Origin of the sequence: Saccharothrix variisporea, assembly GCF_003634995.1 — a bacterium.
Taxonomy (GTDB): domain Bacteria; phylum Actinomycetota; class Actinomycetes; order Mycobacteriales; family Pseudonocardiaceae; genus Actinosynnema; species Actinosynnema variisporeum.
Genome location: NZ_RBXR01000001.1, coordinates 5,360,351 through 5,382,906, shown reverse-complemented (window position 1 = coordinate 5,382,906; position 22,556 = coordinate 5,360,351). Strand labels below are relative to the sequence as shown.

The following is a 22,556-nucleotide window of genomic DNA, read 5'->3' as shown; positions in this document are numbered from 1 at the left end:
TCCCGCGCGCACCGGAAGACCTGCGGGGCCTCCTAATCCGCGATGGCGACCTTGGCCACGATCTTCGGTTCCCGGACCCGGACGACGACCTCGTTCGGCACCCCGTTGCGCTCCGCGTACTCGTTCGCCCGTGCCGCGCCCATGTACCGGCCGCCGATCCGGCCCGCCCAGTAGCGGACCTGTTCGGGGTCGTCCACGATCTCCGCCCGACCCGAGATGGTGACGAAGTGGAACGGCGGGTTCTCGTCGTCCAGGCACAGGGACAGCCGGCCGTCGCGGAGGAGGGCTCGGCCCTTCACCGAGTCGAGGTGGGTGGTGAAGACGACGGTGCTGCCGTCCAGGTCCACCCAGACGGGGGACACGTGGGGTGCGCCGTCCTTGCGCACGACCGCCAGCTTCGCGGTGCGGGGTGGGGTGGCGGCGATGAACTCGCGCCACCAGCCATCGGGGGCGTCGGTGTAACCCATGGGCCCACCGTAGGGGTACCCGTCCCCGAGGACGACGGGGTGCCGACTCAGGGCAGCACTCAGGGTGATCACGGATTGCTGCAACCGAGGTAGCGGCCACGATAAGACTGAAGTCGCACCCACGAGTCAACTACAGACCGATGTGGTCGTACCCCTGGACCGGGCAGAGTTCTCGCCGAGATCGGGGGATGTGCCCGCCGCTCCAGGGGAGAAGTCATGATCGAGGCGATCGGCCTCACCAAGCGCTACGGGAACACGGTGGCGGTGGACGACTTGTCGTTCACCGTCGCGCCGGGTCGCGTCACCGGGTTCCTCGGGCCCAACGGCGCCGGCAAGTCGACCACCATGCGGATGATCCTCGGCCTGGACCGGCCGACCTCCGGCAAGGTGCTCATCGACGGCAAGCCCTACACCCAGCTCGACCGTCCACTTCGGACCGTCGGCGCCCTGCTGGACGCCAAGTGGGTGCACCCCAACCGGTCCGCCCGCGCCCACCTGGAGTGGCTGGCCAAGTCCAACGGCCTGCCCTCCCAGCGCGTGGACGAGGTGCTGGACCTGGTCGGCCTGACCAAGGTCGCCAAGCGCCGCGCGGGCGGGTTCTCGCTGGGCATGTCGCAGCGGCTGGGGATCGCGGGCGCGTTGCTGGGCGACCCGAAGGTGCTGCTGTTCGACGAGCCGGTCAACGGCCTGGACCCGGAGGGCATCCTCTGGATCCGCCAGTTCATGCAGGGCCTGGCCGCCGAGGGCCGCACCGTGCTGGTGTCCAGCCACCTGCTGTCGGAGATGGCGCTGACCGCGTCCGACCTGGTCGTGATCGGCCGCGGCAAGCTCATCTCGCAGTCGTCCACCACGGAGTTCGTCGAGCGCTCGACCGAGAACACGGTGCGGGTGCGCAGCCCGCACGCCGACAAGCTCGGCGCGATGCTGCTGGACAAGGGGTTCACCGTCCGCGAGGGCGAGGACGGGGCGCTCACCGTGTCGGGTGCATCCAGTGACCAGATCGGTGACATCGCCGCGTCCGCCGGCGTGGTGCTGCACGAGCTCAGCCCCCAGCGGGGTTCGCTGGAAGAGGCGTTCATGCAGCTCACCGGTGATTCTGTCGAGTACCACGCGGCCGAGACGGGAAAGTGACATGACCCTCCTCGCAGTTGAACGGATCAAGCTGTTCTCCACCCGCTCGCCGTGGTGGTCGGGACTCCTCGCGCTGGCCCTGCCCATCGGGTTCACGGCGATCATCGCGGCCAACTCCACCGAGGGCGCGATGCCGGTGGTCGCGACGGCTTTCATGCACCAGTTCGGCCTGATGGTGGTCATGGTGATGGCCGCGCTGGCGATCACCACCGAGTACCGGTTCGGGACGATCAAGGCCACGTTCCAGGCGGTGCCGGACCGGATCTCGCCGCTGGTCGCCAAGGGTGTCGTGGTGGCGCTGCTGTCCGCGGTGATCGGCGTGCTCGTCGGGTTCGGCTCGTGGGGTATCAGCTGGCTGATCCTGTCCGACCACTCGCGGCTCGCGCTGGAGAGCGCGAACGACTGGCGGCACGTGCTGGGCATCTCGCTGGTCTACGCGGCCGGCTCGCTGCTGGCGCTGGGCGTGGGCACGCTGGTCCGCCAGACCGCCGGCGCGGTGTCGATCATCCTGGTGTTCGCGCTGCTGGTGGAGAACCTGGTCACGCTGATCCCCAAGATCGGCGACGACATCCAGAAGTGGCTGCCGTTCACCGTGGCCAACAAGTTCGTGCTGGGCGACGCCGACGGCGCGGGCGCCCTGCCGCAGGACGCCGGTCCGCCGGTGCCCGGTGAGCTGTCGCCGTGGGGCTCCTTCGCCTACTTCGCGGCCATCGCGCTGGCGTTCTTCATCGTGTCCCTGGTGGTCGCCAAGCGCCGGGACGCCTGACGTTCGACCACGTCCGGCCGGAATCGGGGCCGACCGGGCGAGGACAAGGGGGAGAGGGGGAAGCTCGGGTCGCCTTTCGGGGAGGTGACCCGGGCTTCCGCCGTCCAGGATGGTCACGAGCGGATCGGACAGGAGCTGTCATGATCGAAGCGACCGGACTCACCAAGCACTACGGCAAGACCGTCGCCGTGGACGACCTGTCGTTCACCGTCGCGCCGGGTCGCGTCACCGGGTTCCTCGGCCCCAACGGCGCGGGCAAGTCCACGACCATGCGGATGGTCCTCGGGTTGGACCGCCCGACCCGCGGCAAGGTCCTCATCGACGGCAAGACCTACCACGAGCTGCACCGACCGCTGGGCACCGTCGGCGCGCTGCTGGACGCGAAGTGGGTGCACCCCAACCGGTCCGCGCGGGCGCACCTGCTGTGGCTGGCCCGGTCCAACGGCATCCCGGCGCGGCGCGTGGACGAGGTGCTCGAACTGGTCGGGCTCACCCAGGTCGCGAAGCGCCGGGCGGGCGGGTTCTCGCTGGGCATGGCGCAGCGGCTGGGCATCGCGGGCGCGTTGCTGGGCGACCCGAAGGTGCTGCTGTTCGACGAGCCGGTCAACGGCCTGGACCCCGAGGGCATCCAGTGGATCCGGCAGTTCATGCACCGGCTGGCCGACCAGGGCCGGACCGTGTTCGTGTCCAGCCACCTGCTGTCGGAGATGGCGCAGACGGCGCAGGACCTGATCGTCATCGGGCGCGGGCGGCTCATCGCGCAGACCAGCACCGAGCGGTTCATCCAGGACGCCACCGAGGACGCGGTGAAGGTCCGCTCACCCCAGCTGGACCGGCTGCGCGCGCTGCTGCCCGGCGACGCGCGGGTGACCGACGGGGACGGCTCGCTCGTCGTCCACGGGGTGGAACCGGCGCGCATCGGCGAGTTGGCCGCGTCGAACGGGATCACACTGCACGAGCTCAGCCCGCAGCGCGGGTCGCTGGAGGAAGCGTTCATCCAGCTGACGAAGGAATCCGTCGAGTACCACGCCCACGACTAGTCCGACCGGTCGACGGAATTCACCACCGGGTGCGATTCCAGAATTCTTCCGGGGGCGGTGGAATTTCCGCCCGGGGCGGCAGCGGCGGCGAGACCGGGCGGCGGACGCGGGACAACAGCAGGCCCGTGACGGTGACGCCGACGAGAATCGCCAGCAGCCCGCCGAGCACCACACCGGCGCGGGCGCCGCCGCTCCACGCGGGTCCGTTCAGCGCGCGTTCCCGGACCGGCGTGGCGGAGGACGGGACGGGGGCCGCGGTGGTGCGCGGAGCCGGGGCGAGGGGGTTGCGGGCCACGTCGGCGACGTCCGCGGTGATCGCCGCGAACGGGTCCACCTGGCCGAAGCCGGTGACGTCGTCGCGGCCCGGCACGTCGGCGTCGGTGGCGGTCGTGATCAGGCGGTTCACCACGCTGGCCGCGTTCATGTCCGGGTACGCGGCGCGCACCAGGGCCGCCGCCCCGGACACCAGGGCGGTCGCGGCGGACGTGCCGTCCATCTCGGCGTACCCGGTGTCCACGACGGACTTCGGCACGGCGGACACGATGCCCTTCGCGGGCGCGGCGAGCACGGTTTCCGGGCCGGTGTTGGAATCGCTCCACGGCACCAGGTCCCGCTCGGTGCCGGCGACGGCCAGGACGCCGCGGATGTTGGCGGGCGCGCCGATGTGCTCGACGCCGTCGTTGCCGGTGCCTGCCACCACCACGACGTCGTGGTCGAAGGCGTGGTTGACCGCGCGCAGCAGGTCGGGCGTGAGGGTGGCCTCCGATGTCAGGGACAGGTTGACCACGTCGGCGCCGTGGTCGACGGCCCACGTGATGCCCTCGGCGACCGCGGTGGTGGTGAACTTCTCGCCGTCCGCGCCGACCGAGACGGGCAGGATCGTGGCCTCGGGCGCCACCCCCAACGCGCCGCCGGACACCCCGCGCCCGGCGATCAGGGCGGCCATCGCGGTGCCGTGGCCGTCGGTGTCCCGGGTGCCCGTCGTGCCGGCCGCGGTCCCGAAGCCGGCGCCCGGCACCACCGCGCCGCCGGCCAGGTCGGGGGCGGTGTCGTCCACGCCGGAGTCGACCACGGCCACCACCACGCCCTTGCCGCGCGAGTGCTCGTGGGCCTTGGGCACGCCCAGCGCGTCGAGGTGCCACTGCTGGTCCCGGATCGACTGCGCCTGGGCCGGCACCGGGACGCACAGCGCCAGCGCGATCGCGCCGAGCAACACCCGAGCGAGCATCGCGCTATTTCTCCCTGTGGTCGATGTCACAACGATATTCCATGTCCGAGATGTTTCAACGGAGTTCCGCCCGGCAATCGGAGTAAGGGGTTCGTTAAGAGCCCGTGAACTCCCGCACAGCACCATGACAGGAAGGGCTGAACCCGGTCAGATGGAAAGCAGGGAATCGTGAGGCGGCGACCGTCCGCACGCGAATTCCGATACCCCCCGTCAAGGAACCCTCCGGAGGTGAACCCGTGACGGTGCTTGATCCGGACCTGAACGCCGACTCGTCGGCAGCCGGGTCGACGAAGCTGCCACGGCAACGCGACCACGCCCTTCGCGTCGAACCGATGATGGCACTGGAATGGTCGCACGCGGTCGAACCCGCGGGCGGCGTCGGCATCGCGACCACCCCCGCGCAAGGCCGGAGAGCCTGGATCCACCGGGCCGACGAGCAGCAGGTGCTGGCGCTGTTCCGGGCCGTGGGCGCCGACGCCCCGGCCCCGTGGTGGCTGCGGGCCCTGGACCGCGGCAAGCTGCCGTCCCGGGCCGCGGGCTTCGCCGTCGAGGACGAGGTCACCGACCTGCTGGCGAACCGGCCGGGCTGGGTGTTCGTGCCGTGGGCCGCCGAGGGCGAGGTCGGCTACTGGGAGTTCGTGCCGTCCGAGAGCGGCGTCTACGGGCCCGCCGAGCCCACGACCGTGCAGTTCACCGACCGGCACCCCGGCTGGGTGGACCTGCTGCCGGCGCACCGGGGTCCCGGTCAACGGCATCCGATCGCGTTCACGCCGGCCGCGCTGCGTGAGCAGATCGAGGACCTGGAGAACATCGCGTAACCGGTCGCTGCATAGGCTGTGCGCCTGTGACGTCCAGCCAGCGCCCGCCGCACCACCGTTCCGTCGTCAGCTACGTGCAACGCGGTGAACGGATGACCGTCGGGCAGCAGCGCGCATGGGACCGCCACTGGGAGCGCTTGGGCCGCGAGGTCAAGGCGCTCCCGGCCGGTCCCGTGGACTTCGCCGCGTGGTTCGAGCGCGACGCCCCCGTCCTGCTGGAGATCGGCTCCGGCATGGGCGAGACGACGGCGCAGCTGGTCGCCGCCGCGCCGGAGCTCAACTACGTGGCCGTCGAGGTCTACAAGCCCGGCCTGGCGCAGCTGCTGATGCGCGCCGAGGCGCTGGGCGCCACCAACCTGCGGGTGCTGCGCGGCGACGCCGTGGACCTGCTCACCGAGCACGTCGAGCCCGGCACGCTGAGCGGCGTGCGGATCTTCTTCCCCGACCCGTGGCCCAAGAAGAAGCACCACAAGCGCCGGCTGGTGCAGCCGGAGTTCGTGCACCTGGTGGCCACGCGGTTGGCACCGGGCGGGACCCTGCACCTTGCGACGGACTGGGAGCACTACGCCGAGCAGATGCTCGAGGTGTGCTCCGCCGAGCCGCTGCTGCGCAACCGGTACGACGGGTGGGCGCCGCGGCCGGAGTGGCGGCCGGTGACGAAGTTCGAGCAGCGGGCCGTCGAGGAGGATCGGGTCAGCCACGACCTGATGTTCGACCGGATCGAGACCACCTGACCGTGTAATAAAGGCACGTCATCGAGTGGTCGAAGCGGCGACAGCCCGTCGTTTCGTCACCCCATCGAGTGGGTCCTGTTGATCACCCGATGTGCCCCGTCTGGCAGTGACGGGTGACGTCGTTCCGCAACTACGGTTGCCGCCCGTGACCGTCGTAGACAACGAACCGATAACGCTCGACATCGACGCGGCGGAGGGCTTCCTCCGCATGTTCCACATCGCCCACCCCGAGGCCGGACCCGTCGGACCCCGCCTGACCGAGGTCCGCGACGAGATCGCCGAGACCGGCACCTACCGGCACACCACCGCCGAGCTGTCCTACGGCACCCGCATCGCCCTGCGCGACAGCGGCTGGTGCACCAGCGGCGTCCCGTGGCGCCGGCTCAAGGTGCGCGACCTGCGCGGCTACCGCAACGCCGCCGCCGTCGCGGGCGAGTGCGTGGAGCACCTCCGGCTGGCCACCAACGGCGGCGAGATCCGCCCGCTGGTCACCGTGTTCGCCCCGGACACCCCCACCGCGCCCGGCCCGTGCATCTGGAACGAGCAGCTCGTCCGCTACGCGGGCTACGGCGACGGCACCGGCGACCGGCGCTACACCGCGTTCACCGACGCCGTCCAGGGCATGGGGTGGCGGCCACCGGAGACGCCAGGCCGGTTCGACGTGCTGCCGCTGGTCGTGGAGACCGCGCACGAGGGGCCGAAGCTGTTCACCATCCCGCCGGACGTGGTGCACGAGGTGTGCCTGGAACACCCCGAACTGCCCTGGTTCGGCTCGCTGGGCCTGCGCTGGCACGCCGTGCCGCTGATCACCAACATGAAGCTGTGCATCGGCGGCGTCACCTACCCCGCCGCCCCGTTCAACACCTGGTTCGTCGGCTCCGAGGTCGGCACCCGCAGCCTCGCCGACGAGGGCGCGTACGGCGCCGCGCGGGCCGTCGCGCAGGCGCTGGGCCTGGACACCTCCGCCGAGCGCACGCTGTGGCGCGACCGCGCCGTCGTCGAGCTCAACCGGGCCGTGCTGCACTCGTTCGACCTGGCCCAGGTCACCATCACCGACCACCACGCCGAGTCGCTGCACCGCCTGTCCTGGCTGCGCTCCCGGCAGCGGGCGTCGGGCAACCGCCCCGCGTTCCGCCTCGAACCCTCCGCCGCCCGCCGCGCCCGCACCGGCGGCCCCGCGCGCTTTTCCGGCACGCCCGTGGAAACCACCCGGCCGCATTCCCCGAGCCGCCTCGCCGAACTGCTCCGCCGGCACGCCGAGGGCTGACCCCGCAGCGCCGCGAAACCGCTCCACCGGCACACCGCGAGGGCCGGCTCCTCAGCGCTGCGAATCGACCAGCACGCCCGCGATCGCCATCAGGACCAGCACCAACAGCCCCAGCAGCGCACCCGCCCACGTCGCCACAACCGTGAACATGTCGTTCCTCCACTTCCCCGACTGCCCTTCCAGAGTCACCCCCGAAAACGTCATCCGACATCGGCCACCGGGGTATTTCGCCACGCGTTCGGGTCAGTCCCGCGGATGACACGCCTCCACGACCGGAGGAGGACGCGCCGGCGGACTCGAGGACCTACGGTGACGTTCCGTGGACAGCACTCACCTCGGCTGGCGCACCCTGGCCAAGCGCCAGTGGCCGCTGGCGTGCGCGCTGCTCTTCTTCACCGGCAGCGAGACGCTGAGCGACTACACGTCCTGGTGGCAACTGCCCGGATCGGTCGTGGTCGGCGCGCTGGCCGTCCTGTCCCCCCGCCGGCCGTTCGACGCGGCCCTGGCCGCCGCCACGGCGCTGGTCGCGTCGTCGGTCGTGCTGGACGTGGTGGACGAAACCGCCGGGCCGGCCGTGCTGGTGTCCGGTGTGACGCTGTCCGAGGGCGCGGCCACGATGGCGCTGGTCGCCATCCTGGTGCGGCAGGCGTCGTTGCCGCGCGTGCTCGTCGGCGTCGTGGCACTCGTCCTCGCGGTGGGGTTCACCCAGCCGCTGCGCCCGTCGTTCTGGCGGCGGTACTACTCCGACGTCGACTACGCCGGGCCGACGTTCTGGCAGCAGGTCCTGGCCGGCTCGATCCTGCTGGTGCTGTCGGTCGGCACCGGCCTGTACTTCCGGGCGCGAGACCGCGAGCGGGCCACGACGCTGCGCGCCGAGGTGGCCGCCGCGCAGCACGCCGAGCGGATGGCGCTGGCGCGGGAGCTGCACGACGTGGTGGCGCACTACGTGACCGGGATCGTCGTGCACGCCCAAGCCGCGCAGGCGGTGCCCGCGGCGGCGCAGGAGGTGCTGCCGATCATCGCGCAGAGCGGCAACGAGGCCCTGACGGCGATGCGCCGGCTGGTCGGCACCCTGCGCGGCGCGGAGACCTCCGACGCCTCCCCGGCGGCGACCAGCGACCTGGCCGACGACGTGCGGCAAGTGGTGGCGCAGTCCGGGCAGCCGGTGCGGTTGTCGCTGGACCTGCCGTCGGGGGTGCCGCCGTCGCTGGGCCGGTCGGTGCTGCGGCTGGTGCAGGAGTCGCTGACCAACACGCGCAAGCACGCCGAGGACGTGACCCGGGTGGACGTCTCGGTGGCCGTGGACGGCGGGGTCGTGCACGTGGTCGTGGCGGACGACGGGCGGGCGGCCAAGGCGGCGCCGGTGGGCGGGTCCGGCGGGTTCGGGCTGGTCGGGATGCGGGAGCGGGTCGAGCTGCTGGGCGGCACGTTCTCGGCCGGGCCGGGGGCGTCCGGTGGCTGGGAGGTCCGCGCGGCACTGCCCATCGCCGAGTGAGGCAGGATCGGCTCCATGTCGTTGCGCCTGCACGCCCCCGTGGTCCTGCCCTGCGATCCGTCCTGCTCCGTCCTGCGGGACGCGGTGGTCGACGTCGTGGACGGCCGCATCACCCACGTCGGCCCGGCCGCCGACGCGCCCGCGTTCGACGGCGAGGTCCGCCGGCTGACCGGCATCCTCATCCCCGGCCTGGTCAACACGCACGCGCACAGCCCGATGGTGGTGCTGCGCGGCCTGGGCGGCGACCTGCCGCTGCTGCGCTGGCTGCGCGAGGCCATGTGGCCCGCCGAGGCGAAGATGTCGCCGGCCGACATCGGCGCGGGCATGCTGCTGGGCGCGGTGGAGATGCTGCGCAACGGCGTGACGACCAGCTCCGAGATGTACTTCCACGGCCCCGAGCTGACCCAGGCCGTGCTCGACGCCGGGTCGCGGGTGGTGTTCGGCGCGGCGATCATGGACCTGCCCGGCCTGCCGTGGCGGCCGATGACCGACGAGATCACCCGGTGGATCGACGCCGACGGGCTGCGGTTCGGGCCGCACGAGCGGATCGAGCTGTCCTACGGGCCGCACTCGGCGTACCTGATCGCGCCGGAGGCCCTCGGCGAGATCGCGGGTCTCGCGCGGGACCGGGGCGCGTTGTTGCAGATCCACGTGGCCGAGTCGCCCGAGGAGGACGTCGAGCAGCGGAAGGCGTTCGGGTCCGTGCCGAAGCTGCTGGAGCGGCACGGGGTGCTGGGCGGGCGGGTGCTGTCGGCGCACTCGGTGCACCTGTCGCCCGAGGACGTGGAGATCTACGCCCGGCACGGCGTGGGCGTGGCGCACTGCCCGGGGTCCAACACCAAGCTGGCGTCGGGCATCGCGCCGGTCCGGTCGTACCTGGACGCGGGCGTCAAGGTCGGCCTGGGCACGGACGGCCCCGCGTCCAACGACGACCTGGACCTGTTCGAGGAGGCACGGCTGGCGGCCCTGCTGTCCCGCGTGACGACGCTGGACGCCACGGCCATGCGGGCGGCCGACGCGTTGCTGCTGGCCACCCGGGGTGGTGCGGCGGCGCTGGGCCGTGACGACATCGGCGTGCTGGAGACCGGGCGGTGGGGCGACGTCGTGCACGTGGACGTGGACGACCCGGCGTTCGCGACCGGCCTGGACGCGCCGGACGACCAGGTGCTGGCCAACCTGGTGTGGGCGTCGGGCACGCGGCGGGTCAAGGACGTGTGGGTGGCCGGCGAGCAGGTCGTGGCCGACGGCGAGACCACCCGCGTGGACCGGCGTGCGGCCCAGGCGGGTGTCGCGGCGGTGTCGAAGCGCCTGCGCTGAGCGCCGGCGGGAGCTAGCGCGGTCGGGGGCGGACGACGATCTCGGTGACGTGGGCGTCGTCCGCCGCCGTCACGGCCGCGTGCACGGCGTCGGCGACGGACTCCGGCCGCAGGTACAGGTTCGGCTGGTACTCGCCGTCCTCCTGGCTGCGGACCCCGCGCTGCATGTCGGTGTCGGTGCGGCCGGGGTAGACGGTGGTGACCCGCAGGTCGGTCTCCTCGGCCCGCAGCACGTCGGCGTAGGCGCGCAGGGCGAACTTGCTCGCCGCGTACACGCCCCAGTTCGCGTTCGCCTGCCGCCCGGCACCGGAGTTGACCAGCACCACGTGACCGCGGGCGGCGCGCAGCAGCGGCAGGGCGAGCCGGGTCAGCTCGGCGACCGCGACGACGTTGACGTCGAGGGTGCGGCGCCAGGTGTCGGCGGTGGCGTCGGCCAGCGGTCCGAGTTCCGCGATGCCCGCGCTGTGCACCAGGACGTCGAGCCGGTCCAGTTCGGACACGGCTTCGGCGAGCGCGGCGGAGTCGGTCAGTTCGACCGGCCACGGCGTGCCGCCCGTCTTCGCCGCCTCGGCGAGGGCGTCGGCGTCCCGGCCGCCGAGCAGCAGGTCGTGGGTGTCGGCCAGGCGGCGGGCGACGGCGAGTCCGATGCCTCGGGACGCGCCGGTGATCAGTGCCACGGGTCGATCGCTCATGCCCCGACCCTAGGTCGTGCCGTGAGCCCGGGCGGGGGTCACCCGCCCGGGTCCACGTCCGGGTCAGCCGCAGATGCGGCCCTTGTCCTTCTTCCACGTCACCACGACGGCCGGGCGCGGCTGGGAGGTGCCGCCGTCGGGCCAGTGGGACAGCGGGTTGTTCGCCGACGCGCCGTCGATCTCGCCCGGGTGCTGCACGGACACCAGCACGAAGTCGTCCTGCACGACCGGGCCGCAGGTCTCCGCGCCCTTCGGCACGGTCAGGAACTGCTTGACCCGGCCCCGGTACTTGCCCTCCACCGGCACGGCGAACAGGCCGTCGTTGGACTTCAGGGCGTTGCCGTCGGTGGAGATCCACAGGTTGCCCTGCGAGTCGAAGGCCACGTTGTCCGGGCACGAGATCGGCGAGACCTGGGTCTTGTCGTACCCGCCGAAGTAGGTGTCCGCCGAGGTCGGGTCGCCGCACACCAGCAGCAGCTTCCACGAGAAGGTCAGCGCGGTGTTGTCGCCGCGGTTCTCCTCGATCTCCAGCACGTGGCCGTGGCGGTTGTTGACGCGCGGGGCGATCTCGGTCGCGCCTTCCTTGCCGGCCTTGCCGCGGTCGGTGTTGTTGGTGAGCGCGGCGTAGATGCGGCGGTTGCGCGGGTTGGGCTCGACGTCCTCGGGGCGGTCCATCTTCGTGGCGCCGACCTTGTCCGCGGCCTGGCGGGTGAAGATGTAGACCTCTTCGGCGGTGAAGCCCTCGACGAAGGACTTGTCGCCCGCCGCCAGCGGGATCCACTGGCCCGAACCGTCGAACTCGCCGTCCGCGGGCAGCTTGCCGGTGCCGTCGATCTCCGCGACCGGGCTGTCGCCGGTGAACTTGGCGACGTACAGGGTGCCCTTGTCCAGCAGCTTCTTGTTGTGCTCGCGGGCGTGGCGGCTGTTGCCCGGCTTGTACCGCTCGTCGGAGACGAACTTGTACATGTAGTCGAAGCGCTCGTCGTCACCCATGTAGGCGACCACGCGGCCGTCGCGGGCCACGATGACGTTCGCGCCCTCGTGCTTGAAGCGGCCCAGCGCGGTGTGCTTGACCGGGGTGGAGGTCGGGTCCAGCGGGTCGACCTCGATCACCCAGCCGAACCGGTGCGGCTCGTTGGGCTCCTGGGCCACGTCGAACCGCTTGTCGAACCGCTCCCACTTGCGGGTCGTGGCGGTGCCGGACAGGCCGTAGCGGGCCAGCCGCGCCTTCTGCACCGGGTCGGTGACGGTGCCCGCGTTGGCGAAGTACTGGTTGAAGTTCTCCTCGCCGGACAGGATCGTGCCCCACGGGGTGACGCCGCCCGAGCAGTTGTTCAGCGTGCCGAGCACCTTGGTGCCGGTCGGGTCGGCGGAGGTCTTGAGGTAGTCCGAGCCGGCGGCCGGGCCGGTCAGCGTGAACTCCGACTTGACCGTGATGCGGCGGTTGAAGTGCTTGTCGACCTTGGGCAGCAGCTTGCCGCTGCGGTGGTCGCGCTCGACCACGACGACCGACAGGCCGTGCGCGGCCCACGCGATCTCGGTCTGCTCCTTGGTGGGGTTGTTGGCGTCCCAGTTCTTGAACAGGAACTCCTCGCTGGTGTACTCGTGGTTGCTCACCATGAGCCAGCGGTTCCAGTGGTTGAGCGGGACCAGGCCGCAGAAGTCGTTGTTGAACCCGAACTGCTTGGCCTGCGCGGCGGCGCTCTGGTGGTCGAAGTCGAACTCGGGCGCGCCCGGCAGCACCGGGTCGCCCCAGCGGATCACGACCGCCGACTCGTAGCCCTCGGGCGTGACGACCCGGTCCTCGGTGTTCGGGGCGACGGCCTCGAAGTTCAGCCCGTCCCGGCCACCACCCCGGCGCTGCGCCTCCACCTCGGTGTCGGCGGCCGGGTCCGCGGCGGCCGTGCCCGCACCGACGAGCCCGACACCCGCGCCCGCGACGGCGAGCACGGCACCGGCCTTGAGCAGACCGCGCCGGCGCACGACCTCACCGACCACGTCGCCGAAGTAGGCGTTGTCGGACGTGTTGGGCGCCTCGTGCGCGCAGGCGTCGCCGCAGCGGTACTTGCAGGTGATCGCCGACCGCCCGAGGGGGTGGTTGGGCAGCAGGGGCAGCAGTCGCCGGCCCCGATCGGTGGACGAGGACACGCGGACCTCCGAGATCGCTTCAGGTGGGAACCTGGGCGAACGTAGGTTCACAACCCCTCATCCAGGGGACTTGCGGGTGAACGGCAGGCGAACACCTCAAGCCCTTGCCGACCGGAACCGGCTGCTCACTAGCTGTGTCAGGCCCCGATGAACCCGTCGCGCCACACGGCCACGACGGATGGGCGCGGCTGGGAGTCGCCGCCGTCGGGCCAGTGCGAGGCCGGGTTGTCCGCCGACGCGCCGTCCACCTCGCCGGGGTGCTGCACGCAGACCGTGACGAAACGGTCGGTGATCACCGGGCCGCAGGTCTCCGCGCCGCGCGGCACGGTGAGGAAGGCCTTGAGGTGGCCGCGTTCCGGGCCGTGCAGGGGCATGGCGTACAGGCCGTCGTTGAGGCCGTTCAGCGCGCCCGCCGAGTCGCTGGAGATCCACAGGTTCCCGTGGCGGTCGAAGGCCACGTTGTCGGGGCTGGAGATCGGCGAGACCTTGGACTTGTCGTAGCCGGCGAAGTAGGTGCCCGGGTCGGCGGGGTCGCCGCAGACCAGGACGAGGTTCCACGAGAAGTACGAGGAGAGCGCGTCACCGCCGCGTTCGCGCAACTCCAGCACCTGGCCGTGCTTGTTGAACGTGCGCGGGTTCGGCTCGGTCGCGCCTTCCTTGCCGGGCTTGCCGCGGTCGACGTTGTTGGTCAGCGCGCAGTAGACCGTGCCGGTGTGCGGGTGGGTCTGGATGTCCTCGGGGCGGTCCATCTTCGTGGCGCCGACCTTGTCCGCCGCCAGCCTGGTGAACACGTAGACCTCTTCGGCGGTCATGCCGTCCACATAGGACTTGTCGCCGCGGGCCAGCGGGATCCACTCGCCGCGGCCGTCGAACGTGCCGTCCGCGGGCAGCTTGCCGGTGCCGTCGATCTCGGCCGGGTCGCTGTCGCCCCGGAACCGGGCCACGTAGAGGGTGCCGTCGTCGAGCAGGGTCATGTTGTGCCGGCGCGCGGACCTGCTGGTGCCGGGACGGACCTTGCCGGAGGAGACGAACTTGTAGATGTACTCGAAGCGCTCGTCGTCACCGGAGTAGGCGACCACGCGGCCGTCGCGGGCGATGCGGACGTTGGCGCACTCGTGCTTGAACCGGCCCAGCGCGGTGTGCTTGACCGGCGTGGACTCCGGGTCGTTCGGGTCGATCTCGACGACCCAGCCGAAGCGGTGCACCTCGTTGGGCTCCTGGGCGAGGTCGAACCGCTTGTCGAACCGCTCCCACTTGCGGGTCGTCGCGCCGGCGGGGATGCCGTAGCGGGTGCGGCGCGGGTCGGTGCCGCCGTTGGCGAAGTACTGGTTGAAGTTCTCCTCGCCGGACAGGATCGTGCCCCACGGGGTGACGCCGCCGGCGCAGTTGTTCAGCGTGCCCAACGCCTTGGTGCCGGTCGGGTCGGCGGAGGTCTTGAGGTACTCGGACCCGGCGGCCGGGCCGCGCAGCTCGAACGGCGTGGTCATGGTGATGCGGCGGTTGTAGCGGGAGAACGCGGGCGTGAGCCGGCCGCCGCGCTGCTCGACCTGCACCACGGACAGGCCGTGCGCGGCCCACGCGATCTCGACCTGCTCGCGGGTGGGGTTCGCGGGGTCGTAGCCGCGGAACATGAAGCTCTCGCTGGTGTACTCGTGGTTGGTCACCAGGAGGTTGGTGCGCGCGGAGGCGTCCAGCGGGAGCAGCGCGGCGAAGTCGCAGTTGAACCCGAACTGGCGGGCCTGGGCGGCGGCGGTCTGGTGGTCGAAGTCGAACTCGGGGGCGTCGGGGAACAGCGGGTCGCCCCAGCGGATGACCACGGCCTGGCGGTAGCCCTCGGGGACCACGACCTCGTCCCGGGTGTTCGGCTGCACCGGGGTGAAGTTCAGGCCCGGGGTGTGCCGGTCGCCGGTCGCCGGCGCGTCGGCGGCCTCCGTTTCGGCGGCCTCCGTTCCAGCGGCTTCCGCGTCGGCGGACGCGGTGGCCGGGACTGCGGCGAGGGCGGTGGCGACGACACCCGCCTTGATCGCCGCCCGCCGGCTGAGCAGGTCGCCGAAGTACGGGTTGGCGGAGGTGTTGGGTGCCTCGTGGAAGCAGGCGTCGCCGCAGCGGTAGCGGCAGGTCACCGCCGCACGGCCCGGGGAGTGGTTGGGCAGCAGGGGAAGGTGTCGCACGGTCTGCGCTCCCTACGGTCAGATCGGGTGCACTGACCGTAGACGGCCGTTCACCGGTTGTTAACCCATCAGTTCTTCACCGACGAGCACGTCCTCGGCTGTGATCGCGCGGTCCTTCGTCCGGCCGATCGCGAGGAGTCCGGCGGCCAGCACGCACGCCACCGCCGCGACCACGAACGGCTGCGCCAGGTGCCCGACGAACGTCGCCGCGAGCGCGCCGCCCAGCCAGCGCAGGAAGTTGTAGCCGGCGCTGGCGACCGGGCGCGGCGCCGGGCTGATGCTCATGGCGGTGCCGGTGAACAGCGTGTTGAGCAGCCCGCTGACCAGGCCGCTGACGATCACCCCGACCACCAGCAGCGGCTTGCTCGGCACGGCCATGACCAGCATGAGCACGGCGAACGCGAGCACGGCGGCGATGGTGGCGCGGCGTTCGCCGACCCGGTCGGCCAAGCGCGGCGCGAGCCACACGCTGGAGATCGCCACGCACACGCCCCAGCCGAAGAAGATCAGCCCGATCGCGACCGCGCTGTAGTGCAGCACGAACGGCGACCACGCCAGGACCGCGAAGAACGCGCCGGTGTAGAGGGCGGAGCCGAGCGCGGTGCGCAGGAGTCCGGGGTGCCGCAACGCCTTCAGCGGGTCGAGCAGACCGATCCGGTGCGAGGGCTTGTCGTTGACGAGGAAGACCGTGCACAGCACGAACGCGACGGCCATCAGCACAGCCGTGCCGAGGAACGGCCCGCGCCACGAGAGGGAGCCGAGCAGCGCGCCCAGCAGCGGCCCGACGGACAGGCCGAGCCCGAGGGCGGCTTCGTAGAGCAGGATCGCGCCCTTCTGCCCGCCGGAGGCCGCGCCGACGATGACGCTCAATGCGGTGGCGATGAAGAAGGCGTTGCCCAGTCCCCAGACCGCGCGCAGGGCGACGAGCTGGGTGATGTTCGCGGCCAGCGCGCAGAGCAGCGTCGCGACGACGATCAGGGCCAGACCGGCGACGAGCGTGCGCTTGGCGCCGTAGCGGGCGGAGGCGGCGCCGGTGAACAGCATGGCGACGACCTGGACGCCGAGGTAGGAGGAGAAGAGCAGGGTGACCTGGGACGGCGTGGCGTGCAGGCCTTCGGCGATGGACAGCAGGATCGGGTCGACGAGCCCGATGCCCATGAACGCGATCACCGCGGCGAACGCCGTGACCCACACCTGGCGAGGCTGCCGCGGAAGCCGCGCCCGCCTGGGCCGCCGGCCCTGTCCCGGCTGGCGTGCCGCCTGTTGTGCCCGCCGTTGTCCCGCCTGTTGTCCCGGCTGTCGGTCTGGCTGTTGCCCCGGCTGTTGGTCTGGCCGTGCCGGCTGTCCTTGCTGCCCTGGGAGTCGGTCGGAAAATTTCACTTCACCATACTAAATATTTTTGCTTAGGGTAGCTAAGTAACTGTCCTCACAGCCGGCGCGGACCTGACCACCCACCAACCAAGCCCACCCACCAACCCGGCCTGGGCACCCCCGCGCCCGCCACCCCGACGCCGCAGATCGCTGGGTACAGCTGCGGTTCCGGAGCGGTGAGGCGAGTCGCGTTCGGTCGGATCGGAGTTGCGCCCTTCGCCGGCGAGCGGCTCGCTACCGCGTTCGACGTTCGAGCCCTGACCGGCGATGAGGAAGACGACCCGTGACGAGTGGAGGCGCACCCACGCAACTGCACCTACCGTGACGGGCGTGGATGCGGTGGTGTTCGACCTCGACGGCGTGCTGGTGGACTCCGAGACGGTGTGGGACGAGGTGCGCCGAGCCTTCGCGACCCGCCACGGCGGCACCTGGCTACCCACCTCGACCCGCGCCATGCAGGGCATGAGCACCCCGGAGTGGGCGTCCTACCTGGTCACCGAGGTCGGCGTGCGCCTGACCCCCGACGAGGTGGCGCGCGGAGTGGTCGAGGAGATGGCCACCCGCTACGAGGCCGGCCCACCCGTGCTGCCCGGCGCGGTCGAGGTGGTCCGCGAGGTGGCGAAGCGCCACCAGGTCGCCATCGCCAGCTCGTCGCCACCGGTCCTGATCAGGTCCTTCCTGGACGCCACCGGCCTGGCCGATGTGGTCGGGGTCGCGTTGTCCAGCGAAGAAGCCGGCGCCGGCAAACCCGCACCCGACGTCTACCTGCTGGCAGCGGAGAAGCTCGGCGTGACCGCATCGAGGTGCGCGGCCGTGGAGGACTCGATCAACGGCCTGCGCTCGGCCCTGGCCGCCGGCATGACCGTGTACGCCGTCCCCAACCCCCACTTCCCGCCGGACCCAGCCGTGCTCGCCGAGGTCACGGTGTTGCGCGCGCTCTCCGAACTGCCCACTGCACTAGCCTCGACACGTCCGGGTGAATGACCCGCAGACTCGAACGCACGTTCGATAGGATGGCGAAGTGACGAGACGCGAACAGGCCGCCCTCCTGCTCGCTCTCCGCGAGAGCGGGCGGCGTTGGGCCGACGTGTCGACCGCCGTGGAGGACGCTCGCTCGGCGCTGGCGGTCCTGGACCACCTGCTCACCCCCGACCAGCCCACCCTCGATCACGCCCAGGTCGACGTCGCCGCACGGCTGGCGGAGATCGAGCGCGAGATCCAGGACTGGGCGACCGAGGGCATCGACCTGGTGACCCTCCTCGACGCGAACTACCCGGTCCGGCTGCTGATGGTCCACCAGCGCCCTCCGTTCCTGACGGTCCGCGGCACGCTCGACCCTGACGACCGGGCGGTCGCCGTCGTCGGCAGCCGCGCCGCCGGCGAACGCGGGCTGCACATCGCGCGGGAGGTCGCGACAGCGCTGGTCCGGCACGACGTGACGGTCTTGAGCGGCCTGGCGGCGGGGATCGACGCGGCCGCGCACCGGGCCGCGCTGGACGCGGGCGGGCGGACGGTCGCCGTGGTCGGCACGGGATTGCGGCGCTGCTACCCGGCCGCCAACCGGGCGCTGCAGGACGAGATCGCCCGCCGAGGAGCAGTCGTCTCCCAGTTCTGGCCCGACGCCGGTCCGGCGAAACAGCACTTCCCGATGCGGAACGCCGTGATGAGCGGCTGCGGCGTCGCAACCGTCATCGTGGAGGCGGGCGAGCACAGCGGCACCCGCATCCAGGCTCGGATGGCGCTGGAGCACGGCAGGCACGTGTTCCTCCTCCCCGAGGTGGTCGCGGGCACGACCTGGGGGAGGGAGATGGCCGAGCGGCCGAACACCACGGTCCTGCAGGGCCCGGACCACCTGATCCAGGTGGTGGACGAACTGACCGCCGAGGTGCCGGAACTGATCGACGTCTGAGATGGGGCCGGTCAGCCGCAGCGAGAGCTACCGCAACGTCCTCACGACGCCGTCACCGGCGGGTCCGTCGGTCTGCTCGGTGTGCCACCGCGGCACGAACGGCTTCCCCGGTGCTACCAGTGCAACAGGCACCGCGAGTTGTACGGCGACGAACTGGCGGACGTCGTGGTCCCCATCTCGCTCGCGATCAGCGGCACCCAGCTGACCCGCGAGCTGAGCGGCTACAAGTACAACGGCTCGCCGACCGTGCGGAAGGAATTCGCCCACAACCTCGCCAGCGCCTTGGCGACATTCCTGGCGAGCCACGAGCGGTGCCTCGCCGCAACTGCCGGCGTGGAACGGTTCGACCTCGTCACGATCGCCCCGGGCACGCGGCAGAGGAACGGGCAGCACCCTCTCGCGGTGATCCTCGGCAAGACGGTGATGCGCACCAGCGGCCGGTTCGTCGAGGTCATGTCCGCCACCGGCGGGAACGACCACCGCACGGTCCGTCCGGAGTCGGTCACCGTCCACGCCGATGTGTCCGGGAGGCACATCCTGCTCGTGGACGACACGTGGACGTCGGGAGCGAGCCTGCAGTCCGCCGCGATCACCCTCGAACGCGCGCGTGCCGGCCGCGTGGCCGGACTCGTGATCGGCCGGAGGCTCGACGCCGACGACGCGAGTGCGGCCGGTGTGCTGCGGTTCGCGCGCGACCACCAGTTCGGCTGGGACGTGTGCGTGCTCTGCGGAACCGCGTGAGCGGTGCTGGTGCGCAGAGCAAGACCCGAAGCGCGGACCTCGCCCAGGTCGAGCGGGCGGACCTAGCCTCACCGGCATGGATCAACCGGTTGCGGTGGTGAGCGGGGCTGCTCAGGGGATCGGGGCTCGGGTGGCCGAGGTGTTGCGGGACGACGGGTTTCGCGTGGTCGGGTTCGACCTGCGGGAGACGCCGGGCGGCGTGGTGGGGGACGTCTCGTCCGAGGCGGACGTGCAGCGGCTCGCGGACGGGCTGGAGCGGGTGGACGTCCTGGTCAACAACGCCGGGATCGCGGGGATCTGGCCGTTCGAGGAAACCTCCGTCGAGCAGTGGCAGCGGATGCTCGCGGTCAACCTCACCGGGCCGTTCCTGCTGACCCGGGCGTTGGGGCGGAAGATGCTCGACCAGGGCTCCGGGTCTGTGGTGAACATCGCGTCCGTGGCGGGGCTGCGGGGTGTGGCGGATCGGGCGGCTTACAACACTACGAAACACGGGCTCGTGGGCATGACGCGCACGCTCGCCGTCGAGTGGGGTGCGCGGGGTGTGCGGGTCAACGCCGTGTGCCCGGGGTGGGTGAAGACCGAGATGGACGTGGAGTCGCAGGCCGGCGGGCACTACGGCGACACCGACATCACCGACCACGTGCCGATGGGCCGGTTCGCCTACCCGGACGACATCGCGCAGGCCGTCCTCTTCCTCGCCGACGCCAGGCGGTCGTCGTTCATCAACGGGGTCGCGCTGCCGGTCGACGGCGGCTGGACCGCCGACGGGTCGTGGCAGTCGCTGCGGCTGTCCAAGCGCTGACCAGCGAAAACACGACAAACGCCCCCGCGGCACGGGGGCGTTTGTCGACAAAGTGATCTAGCGCTCGACCTCGCCGCGGATGAACGCCTCGACGGCGTCCCGCGCCTCGGAGTCCGAGTACTGCACCGGCGGCGACTTCATGAAGTACGACGACGCCGACAGGATCGGGCCGCCGATGCCCCGGTCCAGGGCGATCTTCGCCGCGCGCACCGCGTCGATGATGATGCCCGCGGAGTTCGGCGAGTCCCAGACCTCCAGCTTGTACTCCAGGTTCAGCGGCACGTCGCCGAACGCCCGGCCCTCCAGCCGCACGTACGCCCACTTGCGGTCGTCCAGCCACGCCACGTAGTCCGACGGGCCGATGTGCACGTTCCGCTTGCCCAGCTCGCGGTCGACCTGCGAGGTCACGGCCTGCGTCTTGGAGACCTTCTTGGACTCCAGCCGCTCCAGCTCCTTCATGTTCAGGAAGTCCATGTTCCCTCCCACGTTGAGCTGCATGGTCCGGTCGAGCTGGACGCCCCGGTCCTCGAACAGCTTGGCCAGCACGCGGTGCGTGATGGTCGCGCCGACCTGGGACTTGATGTCGTCGCCGACGATCGGGACGCCGGCCTCCTCGAACTTCCGCGCCCACTCGGGGTCGGAGGCGATGAACACCGGCAGGGCGTTGACGAACGCCACCTTCGCGTCGATCGCGGCCTGCGCGTAGAAGCGGTCCGCCTCCTCGGAGCCGACCGGCAGGTAGGACACGAGGACGTCCACCTGGGCGTCGCGCAGCGCCTGGACGACGTCCACCGGCGCCTCGTCGGACTCCTCGATGGTCTCCCGGTAGAACTTCCCGAGGCCGTCGAGGGTGGGTCCGCGCTGCACGGTGACGCCCAGCGGCGGCACGTCCGCGATCTTGATCGTGTTGTTCTCGCTGGCCACGATCGCCTCGGACAGGTCGACACCGACCTTCTTGGCGTCCACGTCGAACGCGGCGACGAACTCGACGTCGCGGACGTGGTACTCGCCGAACTGGACGTGCATCAGGCCGGGCACGCGGGTGCTCGGGTCCGCGTCGCGGTAGTACTGGACGCCCTGCACCAGCGACGCCGCGCAGTTGCCGACCCCGACGATGGCCACTCGAACGGTGCGGCGGTTGTCGCCCATGCCGAGTCCTCCTTTGTGTTCTACGTCTGTCATTCGTCCCGCTCGCGCTGTTCGGCCTGCTCGTGCGCGATCAGCTCGTTGAGCCACCGCACCTCGCGTTCGGTGCTCTCCAACCCCATGCGGTGCAGCTCGCGCGTGTAGCGGTCGATCCGCTCGCTCGCGCCCGCTAAAGCCGTCCGCAGCCCTTCCCGCCGCTCCTCGACCCGGCGCCGCCGGCCTTCGAGGATGCGCATCCTGATCTCCGCGGGGGTCCGCGAGAAGAACGCCAGGTGGACGCCGAACGAGTCGTCGTCCCACGTCTGGGGGCCCGCGTTGGACAGCAGGTCGGCGAACCGCTCCTTGCCCTCGGCGGTGAGCTTGTAGACCTTGCGCGCACGACGACCCCAGGTGCGGGCCTCCTCCGGCGCCTCCTCGACGATCCACCCGGCGCGTTGCAGACGGCGCAGCGTGGGGTACAGCGTTCCGTAGGAGAACGCGCGGAACGCCCCCAGCAGCTCGTGCAAGCGCTTGCGCAGCTCGTACCCGTGCATGGGCGCCTCGTGCAGCAGCCCGAGGATGGCGAACTCCAGCACTCGTCACCTCCCGCACACGCTGCCCGATGGGTGTGTTCAGTATATCGGCGCGATACATCCGTCCGCGCGTCGAGATGTGGTGGGGAGCACAAGGTCACACCGTGATCGCGACCACTGCCCTGAACGGCCCATCGAAGGGGTTTTGCCGCCACGTACTCTGGTCCCGTGCTGACCCAACGGCAGGTGGTGGACTACGCCTTGCAGCGACGCGCGCTGCTGGCGGAGGTCTACGCGGGCCGGGTGGGCACGATGGAGGTCTGCGACGCCAGCCCGTACCTGCTGCGAGCTGCGAAGTTCCACGGCCGGCCGAGCGAGGTCACCTGCCCGGTCTGCCGCAAGGAACCCCTGACCCTCGTGTCCTGGGTCTACGGCGACGAGCTCAAGCACGCGGCCGGGTCCGCGCGCACCGTCGAGGAGCTGACCCGCATGGCGAACCTCTTCGAGGAGTTCACCGTGTACGTGGTCGAGGTCTGCCGCACATGTAGTTGGAACCACCTGGTGCAGTCATACGTCCTGGGAACGCGCGGGGTGAACTCTCGCAAACCGCGCAGGAGGACCGCGGCGGAGTGAACGTGCTGCTCCGGCCACGGGCGTCGCTGCCGAAGGCGACGGCGTACGACCACCGAACCGCGTGCGACCGCACGCCGGTCTGGGAGGCCATTTCGTGAACGACCAGCATGACGACAGGCACCGTGGCGCGGAGCCGCAGTGGCCGACGGGTGAGGACCCGGACGCCCGC

The 22,556-nt window shown here is 71.3% G+C and carries 21 protein-coding genes; 13 read left to right on the top strand and 8 right to left on the bottom strand.

Annotation, left to right across the window (positions count from 1 at the left end):
- Positions 1-32 precede the first annotated feature (32 nt).
- A complete protein-coding gene (locus DFJ66_RS24260) occupies positions 33-467 on the bottom strand; it encodes a PPOX class F420-dependent oxidoreductase (protein WP_121224076.1) in 435 nt (144 codons plus the stop codon).
- 216 nt (positions 468-683) lie between these two features.
- Between DFJ66_RS24260 and DFJ66_RS24255 the strand changes: the two genes are divergently transcribed.
- The 3 genes from DFJ66_RS24255 to DFJ66_RS24245 all read left to right on the top strand — a co-directional run bounded on the left by DFJ66_RS24255 (position 684) and on the right by DFJ66_RS24245 (position 3,404).
- Positions 684-1,598, top strand: a complete 915-nt coding sequence (locus DFJ66_RS24255; protein WP_121224074.1) for an ABC transporter ATP-binding protein — start codon at positions 684-686, stop codon at positions 1,596-1,598.
- Between the two features lies 1 nt (position 1,599).
- Positions 1,600-2,364 (top strand): hypothetical protein, encoded by a 765-nt coding sequence (locus DFJ66_RS24250; protein WP_121224072.1) that lies wholly within the window; start codon positions 1,600-1,602, stop codon positions 2,362-2,364.
- 140 nt (positions 2,365-2,504) lie between these two features.
- Positions 2,505-3,404, top strand: a complete 900-nt coding sequence (locus DFJ66_RS24245; protein WP_121224070.1) for an ABC transporter ATP-binding protein — start codon at positions 2,505-2,507, stop codon at positions 3,402-3,404.
- Between the two features lie 19 nt (positions 3,405-3,423).
- On the opposite strand, the gene DFJ66_RS24240 is transcribed toward DFJ66_RS24245, so the two are convergent.
- Complete coding sequence (locus DFJ66_RS24240; RefSeq protein WP_121224068.1) at positions 3,424-4,632, bottom strand: S8 family serine peptidase; 1,209 nt, start codon at positions 4,630-4,632, stop codon at positions 3,424-3,426.
- A 236-nt stretch (positions 4,633-4,868) separates the two neighbouring features.
- On the opposite strand from DFJ66_RS24240, the gene DFJ66_RS24235 reads away from it, so the two are divergent.
- The 5 genes from DFJ66_RS24235 to DFJ66_RS24215 all read left to right on the top strand — a co-directional run bounded on the left by DFJ66_RS24235 (position 4,869) and on the right by DFJ66_RS24215 (position 10,263).
- Positions 4,869-5,450, top strand: coding sequence for a hypothetical protein (locus DFJ66_RS24235; RefSeq protein ID WP_121224066.1), 582 nt, complete (start codon positions 4,869-4,871; stop codon positions 5,448-5,450).
- A gap of 92 nt (positions 5,451-5,542) precedes the next feature.
- The gene (trmB, locus tag DFJ66_RS24230; RefSeq protein WP_246030240.1) at positions 5,543-6,184 is read left to right on the top strand and encodes a tRNA (guanosine(46)-N7)-methyltransferase TrmB; all 642 of its coding nucleotides are present in this window, start codon (positions 5,543-5,545) and stop codon (positions 6,182-6,184) included.
- Between the two features lie 145 nt (positions 6,185-6,329).
- Positions 6,330-7,451, top strand: a complete 1,122-nt coding sequence (locus tag DFJ66_RS24225; protein WP_246029885.1) for a nitric oxide synthase oxygenase — start codon at positions 6,330-6,332, stop codon at positions 7,449-7,451.
- 319 nt (positions 7,452-7,770) lie between these two features.
- Positions 7,771-8,946: a sensor histidine kinase gene (locus tag DFJ66_RS24220; RefSeq protein WP_121224062.1), complete on the top strand. Its 1,176-nt coding sequence runs from the start codon at positions 7,771-7,773 to the stop codon at positions 8,944-8,946.
- Between the two features lie 15 nt (positions 8,947-8,961).
- Positions 8,962-10,263 carry an amidohydrolase family protein gene (locus DFJ66_RS24215; RefSeq protein ID WP_121224060.1) on the top strand — a complete coding sequence of 434 codons (1,302 nt, stop codon included), beginning with the start codon at positions 8,962-8,964 and terminating at the stop codon, positions 10,261-10,263.
- Positions 10,264-10,276: 13 nt separating this feature from the next.
- Here DFJ66_RS24215 and DFJ66_RS24210 read toward each other — a convergent pair whose 3' ends face one another.
- The 4 genes from DFJ66_RS24210 to DFJ66_RS24195 all read right to left on the bottom strand — a co-directional run bounded on the left by DFJ66_RS24210 (position 10,277) and on the right by DFJ66_RS24195 (position 16,467).
- Complete coding sequence (locus DFJ66_RS24210; RefSeq protein ID WP_121224058.1) at positions 10,277-10,954, bottom strand: SDR family oxidoreductase; 678 nt, start codon at positions 10,952-10,954, stop codon at positions 10,277-10,279.
- Positions 10,955-11,017: 63 nt separating this feature from the next.
- A complete protein-coding gene (locus DFJ66_RS24205; RefSeq protein WP_121224056.1) occupies positions 11,018-13,102 on the bottom strand; it encodes a PhoX family protein in 2,085 nt (694 codons plus the stop codon).
- Positions 13,103-13,239: 137 nt separating this feature from the next.
- On the bottom strand, positions 13,240-15,273 hold the full coding sequence (locus tag DFJ66_RS24200; protein WP_121224054.1) for a PhoX family protein: 2,034 nt from the start codon (positions 15,271-15,273) through the stop codon (positions 13,240-13,242).
- A 60-nt stretch (positions 15,274-15,333) separates the two neighbouring features.
- The gene (locus DFJ66_RS24195) at positions 15,334-16,467 is read right to left on the bottom strand and encodes an MFS transporter (RefSeq protein WP_281276635.1); all 1,134 of its coding nucleotides are present in this window, start codon (positions 16,465-16,467) and stop codon (positions 15,334-15,336) included.
- Between the two features lie 507 nt (positions 16,468-16,974).
- Here DFJ66_RS24195 and DFJ66_RS24190 point away from each other — a divergent pair.
- The 4 genes from DFJ66_RS24190 (at position 16,975) to DFJ66_RS24175 (ending at position 20,096) form a co-directional block, all read left to right on the top strand.
- A complete protein-coding gene (locus tag DFJ66_RS24190) occupies positions 16,975-17,628 on the top strand; it encodes an HAD family hydrolase (RefSeq protein ID WP_121231657.1) in 654 nt (217 codons plus the stop codon).
- A gap of 37 nt (positions 17,629-17,665) precedes the next feature.
- Positions 17,666-18,553 carry a DNA-processing protein DprA gene (locus DFJ66_RS24185; protein ID WP_121224052.1) on the top strand — a complete coding sequence of 296 codons (888 nt, stop codon included), beginning with the start codon at positions 17,666-17,668 and terminating at the stop codon, positions 18,551-18,553.
- Positions 18,554-18,691: 138 nt separating this feature from the next.
- A complete protein-coding gene (locus DFJ66_RS24180; RefSeq protein WP_147459346.1) occupies positions 18,692-19,294 on the top strand; it encodes a hypothetical protein in 603 nt (200 codons plus the stop codon).
- A gap of 76 nt (positions 19,295-19,370) precedes the next feature.
- Positions 19,371-20,096, top strand: coding sequence for an SDR family NAD(P)-dependent oxidoreductase (locus DFJ66_RS24175; RefSeq protein ID WP_121224045.1), 726 nt, complete (start codon positions 19,371-19,373; stop codon positions 20,094-20,096).
- Positions 20,097-20,153: 57 nt separating this feature from the next.
- Here DFJ66_RS24175 and DFJ66_RS24170 read toward each other — a convergent pair whose 3' ends face one another.
- A complete protein-coding gene (locus tag DFJ66_RS24170; protein ID WP_121224043.1) occupies positions 20,154-21,245 on the bottom strand; it encodes an inositol-3-phosphate synthase in 1,092 nt (363 codons plus the stop codon).
- Between the two features lie 29 nt (positions 21,246-21,274).
- Positions 21,275-21,817 (bottom strand): PadR family transcriptional regulator, encoded by a 543-nt coding sequence (locus tag DFJ66_RS24165; protein ID WP_121224041.1) that lies wholly within the window; start codon positions 21,815-21,817, stop codon positions 21,275-21,277.
- A gap of 165 nt (positions 21,818-21,982) precedes the next feature.
- Between DFJ66_RS24165 and DFJ66_RS24160 the strand changes: the two genes are divergently transcribed.
- Entirely contained in the window at positions 21,983-22,387 is a 405-nt protein-coding gene (locus DFJ66_RS24160) for a DUF5318 domain-containing protein (protein WP_170199632.1), read from the top strand.
- Positions 22,388-22,556: the final 169 nt, after the last annotated feature.